Raw genomic sequence first — 14,466 nt, 5'->3', positions numbered from 1 at the left:
AATTATTGCTCCTCTGCCCCGCCATTCGTGGCTTTATTGCCCATAGAACCGCTACCCATGGAAAGTGTCATCAGCGAATCACGATTCATAATTCTGTTGATCTTGTCTCCATATTGCGGGTCGGTGGCATAGCCAGCTTCCTGCAGTTTTCTGGCAAATACATCGGGTTGATCCGCACTAGCCAATACATCCCGATAGCGAGGGTTAGATTCCAGAAATGCCACATAGTCCCGAAAGCTGGACTCGTAATCCGGGTAAGCCCGAAAATTCGCCCGCTCTTTCATGGGTACCCCCTCACGGAATTCCGTGGTGGTTATAGTGACCGAATCACCCTGCCATCGGCTGTCGGCTTTAATGCCGAATAGGTTATAGCTCGGCTCACGGGCATCGCCCTTTATCATATGGCGCCCCCAGCCTGTCTCCAGTGCCGCCTGCGCAACCATCAGCTTCGGATTGATTCCCGTATCTGCAGCGATTTTTTCAGCAACCGGCAGGAGTGCGCTAACAAACTGCTCAGGCGACTCGAACTGCTCGGGTAGCTCAGGAATGTCAGTCGTAGGCGCTACTGTGTTATTCGCCACCACCTCAACGACCTCATCAACTCTTTCCGGCAAGCGCTGCGAAATAGGCGGTAAGCTGCGCTCATAATCCGTAAGGGCCTTTTTATGGGAAGCCAAGGGGTTACCGTCCTGGTCTATGCTCGGAATATTTTTACCCAATTGACGTACCAGAGCATCGGCAAGACCTGTGCCCTGCCCGCCTGCCATAGTAAGGCTCAGTTGGCTATCAAACATGTCGCGATACATCTCGGATTGATTGCTGTTCATATAATTACCTTCAGCAAACACGTCTCCGGCTTTACGCATGGACTTCAGCATTTCAGACAGAAAAATACTCTCAAACTGGCGTGCTACTTCCTCCAGAGCTGCCTGTTTGTCATCTCCAGCGCTGTGTTTCAGCGCATTTAACCCGCTAAAATCGGTGTAGACTCTGGCTTGTTGAAGCTGATAGTCCTGCATCACATCACCTAGATAACAATAAGCTCAGCGCGAAGTGCGCCAGCCTGTTTGAGAGCTTCCAACACAGCCATAACATCACCCGGTGCAGCGCCTACTTGGTTCACGGCCTGAACGATCTCATTCAGGGTAACTGCCGGTCCAAACTTGAACATGCGCGCCGGGTCCTCGGTAATCGCAATCTGGGTATCTTGTTCGATCGCGGTTGTGCCTGCGGCAAAGGGGTTGGGCTGCTGAACTTCTGGGTTTTCCTGAATGGTGACGGTGAGATTGCCATGGGTAACTGCCGCAGGGTTTACTCTCACGTTCTGCCCTACAACAATCGTTCCGGTACGGCTGTTAATGACAACTTTTGCGGCATCCTCTGCGGGATCTACTTCCAGATTTTCCAAGATGGAAAGAAAGCTAACTCGCTGAGAGGGATCCCGAGGCGCGCGCACGGAGATCGACGTCGCATCGTGGGCATAGGCCATATCCGGGCCCAAACTCTCATTAACGACTTCTACAACTCGACGTGCCGTAGTGAAATCCGGGCGCATCAGGTGAAACGTAATCGTGTCGCCCTGAGTAAAGGGAGACACGATTTCGCGCTCAATGGTTGCACCGTTTGGAATACGTCCAACGCTGGGCACGTTCACGGTTATGCGCGAGCCGTCTTGGCCCTCGGCACCGAATCCACCCACCACAAGGCTGCCTTGCGCCATTGCGTAAACGTTGCCATCGGCCCCTTTAAGTGGCGACATCAGTAATGTGCCGCCTCTTAGGCTGTCTGAGTTGCCAATGGACGATACGGTAATATCTATTTCCTGACCGGCCTTGGCAAATGGCGGCAGATTCGCGCTCACAGTTACCGCCGCTACGTTGGCCAGATTTGGATTAACGCCCTCTGGCAGAGTGATGCCGAACTGGTTCATCATGTTGCGGAAGGTCTGGTTGGTGAACGGGGCTTTATCGCCGGTTCCATCTAGGCCAACCACCAAGCCATAACCCACAAGCTGGTTATTACGCACGCCTTTGATCCGCGCCAGATCCTTTAAACGGTCTGCCATTACAGGTGCTGCTATTACAGCAAGCATCAGCGAGAGAACTACGCACCGGCGTATAGTCATAGGGGCCACCACTCGCTATTAAAGAAGCGGGCCAACCAGCCCATCTGATTCGCCTGATCAAAATCACCTGTGCCGCCGTAGGCTATGCGCGCATCTGCTATGCGACTGGAAGCGACAACATTGCCCGGGTCGATATCCTGAGGGCGCACAAGGCCGCTCAGGCGTACGTACTCATCACCGTTAGTTAGAGAAATCCATTTCTCGCCGCGCACCCGAAGAACACCATTGGGCAACACCTCTATAACCGTCACTGTGATACTACCCGCCAGACTATTGCTCTGGTCGGCTTCGGCTTTGCCGCCAAAATCCCGCTCCTGACTCAGGGATGTCGCGATGCCGATATTGTTCTTGCCCAGAATGTTGGGTTCCGGCAAGGAAATTTCATTGTCCTTGGTAACGCTGGTTTCTGCGTTTTTACTAGCACGAGTTGACTCGTCAAGAGTGACCGTCAGCACATCACCAATATTCAAAGCGACGGTATCGCCGTAAAAATTGTAGTTTCGCGAACTTTGGTAAATAGCGCCAGATTCCGGATCACGCTGCATCATTGCCTGAGCGCGAACGGGGGCGTATGCGGGATCGTTAGGCTCGGCCCGAGGCCGGCTCATGGCCGTACATCCCTGTAACAGGACCAGCAACCAAACCAACAGAAGGGTTCCTGTCGATCTGGTTAACCACGTTGATGTAGTCGGTTTCATGAGTTCTCCCCTCACATTCTTACTCTCACGCACAATTACAAACCCGAGATTTCATGGGGTTAGCCGATGTTCTGCGTAATAAACTGGAGCATTTGGTCGGTGGTAGAAACCACTTTCGAGTTCATCTCGTAAGCGCGCTGGGTGGTAATCATGTTCACTAGCTCTTCAACAACTTCCACGTTGGATGATTCGATCATGCCTTGCTCCAAAGAACCCAATCCGGCCAACCCGGGCTCCCCCTCAGCTGGATCACCGCTTGCATTGGTTTCTTTGAACAGGTTATTACCGATGGCCTGCAAACCTTGAGGGTTAACAAAATTCACCAATGTAATTTGGCCAAGATTGATAGGGGCCGCTTGATCGTCTGTAATGGCCGAAACTGTGCCATCCTTGCCAATAGTTACTGTTGTAGCGTTATCAGGAATATTAATATTTGGCTGAAGCGCATAACCGTCCGGTGTAACAACGTCGCCATCAGCGTTGAGTTGGAATTGACCATCCCGGGTGTAGGCTGTTTGTCCGTCTGGAAGCTCAATTTGCAGAAAACCGCGCCCACTTACCGCCAAATCAAGAGGCTGCTCGGTAATCTGAAGGTTGCCTTGACCAAACTGCTTCGCCGTACCAACCACACGTACGCCGGTACCTAACTGCAAACCGGAAGGTAGTTCGGAATTTTGTGTGTTCAAACCACCAGGCTGTCGGTTGATTTGGTACAGCAGATCCTGAAACACCGCCCGGTCCCGTTTAAAGCCTGTGGTGTTCACATTGGCCAAGTTGTTGGAGATGGTGGACATATTGGTGTCCTGAGCGCTAAGCCCTGTCTTACTTACCCAAAGAGCCGGATGCATCGTTATTACTCCTTGCCGTTACCTTGCGAGCGGCGAATGTTTGCCGCTTCTAGCCGGGTCGGCTTTGTTTTCAATAGTTATCAGAGGTTCTGCAACAGCCGTGCCGCCGCCTCGGAATTCTCGTTTGCCGTGCGCATAACCTTCACTTGCATCTCGTACTGGCGGGACAACTGGAGGTTAGACACCATCTCTTCCACAGCATTTACGTTCGAGCTTTCAAGGAAGCCGGAAGCCACGCGCAAGGCAGCATCTACTGGTTCTTCGCCGTCGATAGCCTGATCGGGCTTGCGGCGAATAAAGCCATCCAAACCTTTCTCAAGCGCTTCCGGCGGCGGGTTCACCAGCTTTAGTCGATCCACTTCCACTAACTGGTCTGGCGGACCGCCAGCTGGAACAATTGAAACAGTGCCATCGGCACCAATCTGGAGATTATCAAAGGGGGGAAGCGCAACCGGGCCGCCATTACCCAGCACCATCTCGCCGCTGGCAAGGCGCATCAAACCATTCACATCAATTTGCATACTTCCGGAGCGGGTAAATACTTCTTCGCCAAGGTTGTTCTGAATAGCCAGCCAGCCGTCGCCCTCTATTGCGACATCCATCTTCCGGTCGGTTTGCATCAACGCCCCTGCGGAGAGATCAGTACCGGGGCGCTCTGCCATGGCGTAAGCACGGGTAGGATGGTGCTCGCCGAACACAGGCATGCTGCGGGCTTGGGCAAAGTCCTTTTTGAAGCCTGTGGTGTTTACGTTAGCCAGATTGTTGGCGTGGGCGCGCTGCGACAGCATATTCTGCTTGGCGCCCGACATACCTATATAAAGTGCTTTGTCCATGGGAAAACTCCTGCCGGAATTTTGACTGTTTCCAGTGCTCTTCCATAGTTCAAGCAGGAGTCATGCCACAGTTACATTAAAGTCGTTTAGCGGAGGTTAATGATGGTTTGGGTGACCGCATCGGACGTTTCGATAGTTTTCGCGTTAGCCTGATAGTTGCGCTGGGCAATGATCAGGTTTACCAGCTGGGCGGAAAGATCCACGTTGGACTCCTCCACCGAACTTGACTTGATACTACCAAGAGTTCCGGTGTCCGGCTGACCAATAATAGGCTGCCCGGATTCAAAGGTTTCTACCCAACTGGTATCTCCCACAGGCGACAATCCGTTTGTGTTGTTAAACGCAGCCAAGGCTACCTGCCCCAAGGCTTTAGACTGGCCATTCGTGTACCGGGCAAACAGTATCCCTTCATTCGACACATCAAGACCCGACAATCGCCCGGTGGTATAGCCATTCTGGCGCTGGTCATTCACCCCGAAGGTTGCGCCATATTGGGTAGTGTCCCCAAGGTTCAACACAAAAGCTGACGTAGTGGGTGGCTCTGGTATAGGTGTGACAACGGTCTCACCAGGAAGCGGCGGGCCGTCTGCACCGTTAGGCTCGCCATCTGCATCTCTCGGAACCCAGTCTGTTACCAGAATTTCCCCGTTCGCATCGCCGTCGACGGATTGCAAAACACCATCTTGGTCAAACCTCGCAGTATAGGGAGTGACATCGGTGCCTGCGACCAGTTCACCGTCGATTTGCAAATACACAGACCACTCGCTCACGCCAACGCCATCTCCCGGGGAAGGCGCTTTAACGAAAAACTGAGTCAGCTCATGGGAATTACCTAAGCTGTCAAAAATCGAAGTGGACGTGGCGTGGTTGTAGGTTCGTTGATCAAGCGGGTTAAATGCGTTAGTGATTCGTACAGGCGAAACCGCGAACTCATCCGCCAGATTGGTACCCGGCCCACCCGTTCCGTTGATTCCGGTAACAGTTCGGTCAGCAGTCACTTCAATGGAGCCTTCTGCAGTTATTGGGGCGCCACCGTTAACGACAACGCTGAGATTTTCACCTTGATTGTGAATAATCCGCAGTTCGTCTGTGCCTGTACCATCATCGACAATCGCAGCCGATATCGACGTGTTATCAGAGCGGTTGATTGCATCACTCAGATCTTGAATAGTAGAGAGGTTGGTGGGGTCAACGTTTAGTGGGCTGCCGTTGATCTCAATAGAAAACGTAAAACCGGGCGCTGCGACCACGGCATCGGTGATAGGCACCGATGCCGTGGTCGTCGCCGAAGCACTCAAACCCGATATAGCATCGATTCTATTCACGATTTGACTAGCACGAGTAAACGGAACCTGAGCCCCTAAGTTGTCTACGTCGTATAGCTGTACAGGAGTTGCAGGGTCTCCGTTGGCGTACTCAACCTCAAATTCTTCACCATTAATAGTTGAGAACCCCAAAGACGCGAAATCGCGCACTCGAGATTCCAGCACGAACTCGCGCGAATCTAGGTTCAAGTCAGAGCTTAAGTTCGTGGTGCGGCGCGGTGCCAAATTATCGGTAGCAATTTCAAGATCCCCACGAACACCAGAAAGGTTGCCGTCATCATCTGCAGTGTAACCCTGCACACGCATAGACTGGTTATTTATCACAAAGCCGTCTTTATCAATAGTGAACTGGCCCGCCCGTGAATATCGGGTTTCGCCGCCGTTGTTCAAAATAAAAAAACCATCGCCTTGTATGGCCATATCCAAGCCATTATCGGTAAAACTGACATTTCCCTGGCTGAACGACTGCTCTATGTTCTGAACATTTACCCCGTCGCCAATCGGATTGGAACCTCCACTCAAAAACCCGCTTGCGTACAAGTCACCGAACTGTACTCGGCTGCCCTTGAACCCAACCGTGCTGGCGTTGGCAATATTGTTGCCGGTTACGTCCAGATCTACCGCTGCCGCCCTTAAGCCACTAAGCCCCGTATTAAAAGCCATAAATCACCTCTGGTATGACACCGGTATTAATTAATTTGTTTAACATCCGACAGCGCAATGGAGCCCATGCCTGCCAAGTTCAGCGTTACGGATCCGCCATTGCCCAATGACACACTGTCTACATTGGCGCTGACGAGAGTGGGCAACTGCACGCTACCGTCGGGATAGGAACCCTCAGCCACAATTCGGTAGGGCCCAGCCGGCAAGCTATTGCCGTTACCATCTTTTCCGTCCCAACTGAACGACTTAACACCAGCAGAACTGCTGCCTAGATCGATCTGCCGCACCAGCTCACCACCAGAACTCATTACAGACAAGCGCACTCCGCCAGTGGACGCAGGCACTTCAATATTGCCGGATATTTCGCCCTCGGCACCGAGAATGCCAACTTCAGAAGGCGCAAGAACCGTCTTACCCACCATGGCCGAGGCCTGAAGTGCTTGCGTGGAGCGAAACTGCCCTACCACGTCATCCACAGTCCCCGAAAGCTTCTGCATTTCTTCCAGAGAACTGAACTGCGCCAGCTGGGAGATAAACTCGCCGTTGTCCTGAGGCTCCAGAGGATTCTGATTTTTCAGCTGTGCCAGCATCAGCTCCATGAACTCGTTCTTGCCAAGCTCACTTTGGCCGCTAGCGCCATCCTGTTGCTGGGCTCGGTATTGCCCCAGTACGTCAGAGGCTTCTGTTGCGTTAATTGCACTCATGGTTCAGTCCCCGCCCCGTTACTGCTGACCAAGTGTCAGGATGCGCTGCATCATGGATTTAGCCGTGTTCATAATATCCACGTTCATCTGAAAACTTCTTGAGGAAGACATCATGTCAGCCATCTCTTCCACTACATTTACATTGGGGTAATAAACATAGCCGTCTTCATTAGCCGCTGGATGATCGGGTTCGTAGCGCATCTGCAGCTCTGCATCGCTTTCAACAATGCCCTCTACACGAACCCCCGCGCTGGCATTGTCCGACATTTCTGTGCCGAAGCCTTGTTGTGCCGGGTTCATCATGGATTGCTGGATTGCTGAGAAAACGGGCTTGCGTGCGCGGTATGTAGTGTCCGTGCTAGAGCTCGCCGTTTCAGCGTTTGCAATGTTAGAGGCGGTAGTATTCAGCCGCAGCGATTGCGCTGTCATGCCGGAACCGGCGATATCAAAAATGCTGCCAAGTGACATGATGTCTCTCCTTCGCTAATCGGGAAACGGCGGCTTACTCGCCTTTCAGGGCTTTAGACAGCCCAGTAAACTTGCCATTTAGAAACTGAAAACTGGCCTGGTAATCCATCGCATTACGCATGAACCGGGTCTGCTCTGCTTGAGCATCGACCGTATTACCATCCACGGAAGGCTGGTTCGGGACTCGGTACAGCAAATCTGAATCTGCGGCACCGCCGGAGGCATCCATGTGGGCGGAGTGGGTTTTCTCCATGCCAAAACCACTCATGTTGTCCTGCGCCTTTTGCATCATGGCCTGAAAGTCCAGATCCCGGGCTTTAAAACCCGGCGTGTCGGCGTTGGCCAAATTGTTCGCCAGAACTTCAGCGCGCTTTACTCTGGCTTCCAGTGCATGCTGGTGAATACCAAGAGCATTATCAAAAGTGATCGCCATACAACCTCCGAAATCCTGTTACCAGCGGTAAAGACCTTGCCGGTTTCGTTCTATGGCAGAACTAAAGCAATGCTAATGCCAGAATTCGAAAGCCCTTTAACTTAGGGCGTTGTAGAGGGTTTCGAGAAGGAAAAGGTAGAAAAGGCAGAAGGGTAACGGCAAATTTCGGTGAAAGCGGCAAGCTGTTTCCCCCACCCGATTAGTGAGGGAAACACCCGGGATCATTTTATCGGCCAATGCGCAACAAATTCCGAAAGTTCGGGTCTGGGAACCGCAGGTTTAGCAGAGGACACCGTGCCTGTGTAAAGAAAGCCGATGATGGATTCGCCTTTTTCAAGGCCAAAGCCCTGAAGAACCACCGGATTATATGCCATGCCTCCCGTACGCCACATAACGCCATAACCCGCGTCTTGCAGCGCCAATGCCAAGAAACTCAGGCTTGCCCCGGCAGAAAGCACCTGCTCAACTTCCGGCACCTTGGGATGTTTTTTGGGAGAGGCGATACCAACAATGACCATTGGTGCACGCATGGCCTTTTTATGCATTTTCTCCCGCTTTGCATCATCAATATTGTCAGAATAGGCAGCGGCAAACAGATCGCCGAGCGCTTTCAGGTCGTCCCCCGCGATAACCAGATAACGCCAAGGCCGCAATAGCGCATGGTCTGGGGCGCGCGCGGCACAGGCAAAAGCCCTATCAAGCGCTGAAATAGAGGGGGCTGGCGCCTCCAGCCGTGGCTCAGATGCCCTATTGAGCAAAAAGTCAGTGACTGAACTCATAAACATTCATTTCCGGTAACCGAATACTGGTCAGATATCATCAAAACCAGATCTGTGAATTGTGGGTTATACGTAATACTGGTAACCTTTAGTCGTACTATCACGCAGTAGTTTTTAACATACTTTCTTTATGACCTATAAACGATACGGTTTCAGCGCCATGAGTGATCAGCGTACATGATGGGTGCTCCGGCAGATCTTCGCAATGCTAGCAATGGTCTGGGGAAGTCTCTGGCATCCGACGCCCCGAACAGGCCTGTCGCCATTCCCCCAATGCCCGACTACAGCGGGCGTATTCTCGCGTATGCGGCTTCCGCCGCCACTATTACGGCAGGTGTTTGGCAGGGTGTTTTCCAGCAATGGAATATTTGGCTGGTTGCTGCGGCACTTATTTGGCCGCACATCGCACACATGCTCACCCGACGCACTTTTCTAAGAAATTCTCCCCGTATCCGCCAGAAGATGTTAACAACTGACTGCATTATCGGGGGCGGCTTCATCGGCTGCATCGGTCTAGTGGCGATTCCTTCTTCCATGGTCGCGCTCATGCTCACCTTTACCAGCCTGATCATCGGCGGGGTGCGTCAATGGTTGATCGGCTGTGGCTTCATGGCCGTTTCCATTTTGGCCTTCTACTCCATTTTTGGCCCGGCGGAGTCGTATCAATCACCGCTGCTAACCAGCATGCTTTCGATATTATTCACCAGTGTTTTCATCTGTGTAACGGCATTTTATTCGCACCAGCAGGCCCGTGCCCTTATGCTGGCAAAAACCCAAATTCAGAACCAGCGCGAGCAGTCCATAGCGCTATCTCATAAGCTTTCGAAATACCTCTCCCCCCAAGTGTGGCAATCCATTTTTACCGGGGAGCGAGACGTGCGCCTTGAAACGCAGCGCAAAAAGCTCGCGGTCTTTTTCTCGGATATAAAAGGCTTTACCGAACTCTCGGAAGAAATGGAGCCGGAAGCACTGACCGAGTTGCTAAACCACTACTTCAACGGAATGTCTGAAGTAGCGCTAAAATACGGCGGCACCATCGATAAGTTTGTCGGCGACTCCATTATGGTGTTCTTTGGTGACCCCACCAGCCGTGGCCAGCGCGAAGACGCCTTCGCCTGCGTGTCTATGGCCATCGATATGCGCAAACACATGAAAATCATGCGGCAGAAGTGGCGCAGCCAAGGTATAAAGTCGCCGCTGGAAATCCGCATGGGCATCAGCACCGGCTACACCACCGTGGGCAACTTTGGCGCTGAAAACCGCATGGATTACACCATCATCGGCAAAGAAGTAAACCTTGCCAGCCGGCTAGAATCCCTAGCGGAGCCGGGTGAAATTCTCGTTTCCTACGAGACCTTCTCACTGATCAAAGATCGGATCATGTGTCGTGACAAAGGTGAAATTACGGTAAAAGGCTTCGGTAAACCCGTGCCAATCTATGAAGTTGTGGATTTCCGTAGGGATATGGGGCCCAACCACAGCTTTATGGAGCACGAGCACAGCGGCTTTGCCATGTATCTGGATTCTGAAAAAATTACAGATAAGGAGCGACAGAGCATTCTCACCGCATTGGAAGGTGCCGCAGAACGTCTGCGGCACGAAGAAGACAGCGTGCGCGAGTAATTACTGACGAACCAATCTTGGCCCAGCTTGCTCTTCTGGCTCCGTGCTACGCCAAGGGTTGATATCCAAACCACCTCGGCGGGTGTAACGGGCGCATACAGTCAGACTCTCAGGCTTACAGCGGCTCAGCAAATCGGTAAACAAGGTCTCTACACAATGCTCGTGAAAATCCTGCTTCTGCCGAAAGCTCACGATATAGCGTAATAAGCCTGCGCGGTTAATGGCTGACCCGGTATAACTAATCAGCACCGTACCCCAATCGGGCTGCCCGGTTACCGGGCAATTACTCTTCAAAAGATGCGAGCACAACTTCTCGCTAACCACTTCTCCTGAAGCGGAGAGCGACTCCGGTGCATACTCATACACCACATCATCAACCGCTTCGTTATCAATCAACTCGTAGCCTGTCGGACGCCCGGTCGCCGGTGCAGAATCATCCACACTGAGAAAACGCACATCCACGACGGCTCCACAAGCGCTGGACAAGTCACCGGTCACGGTTTCAACAACCTGATCAGCCGATGAGAACACCGCCTGATTCAGGGAGTTGAGATAGAGCTTCAAAGATTTGGATTCAATAATCGAGGGCGATGCTGCCGGAAACCGGATTTCCGCCCAAGCAAGATCCGGAACGCCGTCTGGGCGTAACCAGGAAATTTCCCATGCTTGCCATAAGTCTCCACCAAACCAAGGCCAGCGCCCATCTTCAAGACCAATACGCCTACGATTCTCATCGCGGGCCACAGGGAACAGTAAAGAGGGATCATAGCGATCCGGGTAATCACTGGTTTTGCCTAAAGGCGCATTATCAAGGGCCATAAAGCTTCCTAAAAATAACTATTAATGAATAACTGTTACCACATTAATGCCGTATGCCCTTGCCACGCGCCAACAACTTAAGCGCTATATAGGTAAGCACAGCAATAAACGCCAGAATCATGCCAAGGGATACGAAGGGGTTTACATCAGAAACGCCGAGTATGCCGAACCGGAACCCGTTCACCATATATAGAATCGGGTTCGCCATAGAAACACCCTGCCAAAAGCCCGGCAACAGATCGATGCTGTAAAACACCCCCCCAAGGTACGTTAGCGGCGTAAGCACGAAGGTTGGCACGATGGAAACGTCATCAAACTTGGTTGCCAATAGCGCGTTAATAAAACCACCCACGGAAAACAGCGCCGAAGTCAGAAATACAGTCACCACAACCATTGGCAGGCTGTGGATCTTTAACTGGGTAAACGCCAACGACAGCAGAGTGACGATTACTCCTATACCCAGCCCACGCGCCATGCCACCCGTCACATAGCCAGCCAATATGACCCAGTTAGGTACGGGAGATACCAGCAGTTCTTCAACACTACGCTGAAACTTCATGGAGAAAAACGACGACACCACATTGGCGTAGGAATTCGTTATGACTGCCATCATAATCAGCCCGGGCACTATGAATGACATATAATCGAAACCGCCCATTTCACCGATTCGAGAGCCGATCAGGTTGCCGAAAATTATGAAATAAAGTGTCATGGTAACGGCGGGCGGCAACAGAGTCTGTGGCCAGATTCGAGTGAAGCGGCGAATTTCACGCAACACAATCGTCGTGTAAGCGGTAAACAAAGCCTGAGCATTCATGCCCTACCCTCCGTCTTTGTTTCGCCTTCGGGCGCACTGTGTTCCACCATACGGATAAACAATTCTTCCAGCCGGTTTGCCTTGGTGCGCATACTGACAACTTTTACTCTCTGCTGCTCCAATTGTATAAACACATCATTGAGAGCCTGCCCTTTATGCACGTCCACCTCTAACACACCTTCGTCATCCAACCGGCACGAAAAGCCCTCCAGCTCTGGTGCTGCATCCAAAGCCAACTCAGTATCCAGCAAAAATGTCTCAAGGCTTAGTTGCTGCAGAAGCTCCCGCTTGCTGGTATTCCTTACAATACGGCCATGATCAATAATGGCGATATTGCGGCATAGAGCCTCTGCCTCTTCGAGATAGTGGGTGGTGAGAATAATGGTGGTCCCCTGGCGGTTCATTTCTTCAAGGAAAGACCACATGGAGCGCCTGAGTTCTATATCTACGCCGGCAGTTGGCTCATCCAAAATCAACAGCTTTGGCTCGTGCACCAGAGCGCGAGCAATCATCAGCCTACGCTTCATACCCCCTGACAACATACGTGCTGGCGTATTGCGCTTATCCCAGAGCCCAAGCTTTTTCAGATACTTTTCTGCGGAAACAGCGGCCTCTTTTAACGGAATCCCATAGTAACCCGCCTGAATGGTGACAATATCAAACACCTTTTCAAACTGATTAAAATTGAATTCCTGAGGAACGACACCTAGATTAAGCTTGGCATCGGACAAGTTGGTATCAATGTCGCAACCAAACACGCTCACCTTGCCAGCACTCTTGGTTACAAGAGAACAGACAATGCCTAGTGTGGTTGATTTGCCCGCGCCGTTTGGCCCTAGCAGCGCAAAAAAATCACCTTGCGCCACCTTAAGGTCAATTCCCTTGAGTGCTTCAAACCCGCTGCCATATGTTTTGGTAAGCCCCTCGATTTCCAGAGCATTGGTCATAAAAAGTTCCGATTGAGAATTAGCAATATTCAGGGAACATTAATTAATTGAGGCTTATCAAATTATTTCAAGGCTGGTGCGCTCCTGCTCGGATAATGCAAAATCCACAAACTGCGACAGATATCCCGATATACCCCGATTTGCCTCCCTATAATGCGGTTACAACAATTTACAGAAGGCCGTCCACCGCTGCCCAGCTGGCGTGCCCCAAACTCAGGGAATGTACAACGAACCATGGCTGCCGTTCACCTAGCTCGCCCATTAATTACCCTGCCCCGCGTGTTTTTTGCCGCTTTGCTTATCGGCCCGTTACTGGCCGGGTGCTCAAGCAGCGATGGCAACAACAGCAGCGATACCAAAACCGGAAAAATAAACGATCAGGGAATCAGCGGATTAACCTACGAGACTGCAAGCCAATCCGGTACAACAAATGCCGAAGGACAGTTTCAGTACTATCCGGGAGAGACTCTCAGCCTGAGTGTTGGCGACCTGCCAATAGCGGAAGGCGTGCCAGTACAAGAGTGGATCACACCGCTTGAGTTCTTCCCCGAAACCCGTACCCAACTGATGTCACCCTCCGTTGACGAGGAAGGTCTCAGCACCCACGTAGAAACAGAGCAGCTCATTCTTAGAAACGTACCACTGACCAATCTCACCCGTTTCCTGATGCTGTTAAACTGGACAGCTAATATCGAGGAAGGTGAGAGCATTGAAATACGTGGCCGCGTTGTCGAACAGCTAAACGCAGCGCTGCCCAGTCTCACTGCGCCGATTGATTTTTACGTTAGTGAAGCCGAGTTCAACGCAGCTGGCAACGCACCGTCTCCTGCAAACCAATTGCTGGCTGCCATATGCTTTTATCCAGAAGACGATGAATTATGTACAGCGCCCCCAACTGAAGACGATATTGAGACTGCACCGATACGGCCGGAAAACGAGGACGACTGGGACCCTGACGTGGAATACCAACAAGATTTGCGCGCCAAAAGGCAACGCATTCTTGACTCGGTACGCTCCATGGAAGACATAGATGCCGAAGATGCCAGAGCCTATTTGACGCAAGAGCTAGACAGCATAAAAACTGAAATTGGAAAGCGATACTATCTCGATAAAGATACCGCGGAATCCCCGGCCAGCGACACCGCCATCAAACAAATTAAGATTCGCCGCATTGGCGGCACTGCTGAGCTTTCAGACATAGAAGCCATAACAACACGCCCTCAAGACGTCGTTCTGCACTCTTATAACTGGCAAACGGCAGAGGTAGAGTACTTTGTGGCCGGCCCCGCCGGTGGCGAATCCGAGATCGTGATTAGCTTTTTGCCCGAGGATACCTACAGGTGGGTGCGAAAGACCCTTAGGATTGTTATCACCGAATGATATA

General features: G+C 51.8%; 15 protein-coding genes. 2 read left to right on the top strand and 13 right to left on the bottom strand.

The features are described 5' to 3' along the window. Positions 1-2: 2 nt before the first annotated feature. From flgJ to KO508_RS07540, 10 genes are all read right to left on the bottom strand, one after another. Positions 3-1,019: a flagellar assembly peptidoglycan hydrolase FlgJ gene (flgJ, locus tag KO508_RS07585; RefSeq protein ID WP_216007756.1), complete on the bottom strand. Its 1,017-nt coding sequence runs from the start codon at positions 1,017-1,019 to the stop codon at positions 3-5. An 8-nt stretch (positions 1,020-1,027) separates the two neighbouring features. Then, a complete protein-coding gene (locus KO508_RS07580; protein WP_216007755.1) occupies positions 1,028-2,125 on the bottom strand; it encodes a flagellar basal body P-ring protein FlgI in 1,098 nt (365 codons plus the stop codon). Then, positions 2,122-2,823, bottom strand: coding sequence for a flagellar basal body L-ring protein FlgH (flgH, locus tag KO508_RS07575; RefSeq protein WP_216007754.1), 702 nt, complete (start codon positions 2,821-2,823; stop codon positions 2,122-2,124). Before flgH ends, KO508_RS07580 begins: the two co-directional genes overlap by 4 nt. Positions 2,824-2,882: 59 nt before the next feature. Further along, positions 2,883-3,671, bottom strand: a complete 789-nt coding sequence (flgG, locus tag KO508_RS07570; RefSeq protein WP_216007753.1) for a flagellar basal-body rod protein FlgG — start codon at positions 3,669-3,671, stop codon at positions 2,883-2,885. An 80-nt stretch (positions 3,672-3,751) separates the two neighbouring features. Then, positions 3,752-4,504 carry a flagellar basal body rod protein FlgF gene (locus KO508_RS07565; RefSeq protein WP_216007752.1) on the bottom strand — a complete coding sequence of 251 codons (753 nt, stop codon included), beginning with the start codon at positions 4,502-4,504 and terminating at the stop codon, positions 3,752-3,754. Between the two features lie 86 nt (positions 4,505-4,590). Further along, positions 4,591-6,492 (bottom strand): flagellar hook protein FlgE, encoded by a 1,902-nt coding sequence (locus tag KO508_RS07560; RefSeq protein ID WP_216007751.1) that lies wholly within the window; start codon positions 6,490-6,492, stop codon positions 4,591-4,593. A gap of 26 nt (positions 6,493-6,518) precedes the next feature. Beyond that, positions 6,519-7,196, bottom strand: coding sequence for a flagellar hook assembly protein FlgD (locus tag KO508_RS07555; RefSeq protein WP_216007750.1), 678 nt, complete (start codon positions 7,194-7,196; stop codon positions 6,519-6,521). 18 nt (positions 7,197-7,214) lie between these two features. After that, positions 7,215-7,664, bottom strand: a complete 450-nt coding sequence (flgC, locus tag KO508_RS07550; RefSeq protein WP_216007749.1) for a flagellar basal body rod protein FlgC — start codon at positions 7,662-7,664, stop codon at positions 7,215-7,217. A gap of 34 nt (positions 7,665-7,698) precedes the next feature. Beyond that, complete coding sequence (gene flgB, locus KO508_RS07545) at positions 7,699-8,097, bottom strand: flagellar basal body rod protein FlgB (protein ID WP_216007748.1); 399 nt, start codon at positions 8,095-8,097, stop codon at positions 7,699-7,701. Positions 8,098-8,318: 221 nt separating this feature from the next. After that, entirely contained in the window at positions 8,319-8,876 is a 558-nt protein-coding gene (locus KO508_RS07540) for a nitroreductase family protein (protein ID WP_216007747.1), read from the bottom strand. A 177-nt stretch (positions 8,877-9,053) separates the two neighbouring features. Here KO508_RS07540 and KO508_RS07535 point away from each other — a divergent pair, with 177 nt between their 5' ends. Further along, positions 9,054-10,499, top strand: a complete 1,446-nt coding sequence (locus tag KO508_RS07535; protein WP_216007746.1) for an adenylate/guanylate cyclase domain-containing protein — start codon at positions 9,054-9,056, stop codon at positions 10,497-10,499. Here KO508_RS07535 and queF read toward each other — a convergent pair whose 3' ends face one another. Genes queF through KO508_RS07520 form a run of 3 tightly spaced genes read right to left on the bottom strand, consistent with a single transcriptional unit; the run spans position 10,500 to position 13,082 of the window. Further along, on the bottom strand, positions 10,500-11,318 hold the full coding sequence (gene queF, locus KO508_RS07530) for an NADPH-dependent 7-cyano-7-deazaguanine reductase QueF (RefSeq protein ID WP_216007745.1): 819 nt from the start codon (positions 11,316-11,318) through the stop codon (positions 10,500-10,502). It abuts the gene before it with no gap. Positions 11,319-11,361: 43 nt separating this feature from the next. Continuing rightward, positions 11,362-12,135: an ABC transporter permease gene (locus KO508_RS07525; protein ID WP_216007744.1), complete on the bottom strand. Its 774-nt coding sequence runs from the start codon at positions 12,133-12,135 to the stop codon at positions 11,362-11,364. Further along, positions 12,132-13,082 (bottom strand): ABC transporter ATP-binding protein, encoded by a 951-nt coding sequence (locus tag KO508_RS07520; protein WP_216007743.1) that lies wholly within the window; start codon positions 13,080-13,082, stop codon positions 12,132-12,134. Before KO508_RS07520 ends, KO508_RS07525 begins: the two co-directional genes overlap by 4 nt. A 234-nt stretch (positions 13,083-13,316) precedes the next feature. Between KO508_RS07520 and KO508_RS07515 the strand changes: the two genes are divergently transcribed. Continuing rightward, on the top strand, positions 13,317-14,462 hold the full coding sequence (locus KO508_RS07515; RefSeq protein WP_252737988.1) for an organic solvent ABC transporter permease: 1,146 nt from the start codon (positions 13,317-13,319) through the stop codon (positions 14,460-14,462). Positions 14,463-14,466 lie beyond the last annotated feature (4 nt).

Source organism: Marinobacter salexigens (genome assembly GCF_018860765.1).
Lineage (GTDB): Bacteria > Pseudomonadota > Gammaproteobacteria > Pseudomonadales > Oleiphilaceae > Marinobacter > Marinobacter salexigens_A.
The sequence above is the reverse complement of the archived record's forward strand: the minus strand, read 5'-3'. Positions and strand labels throughout refer to the sequence as shown.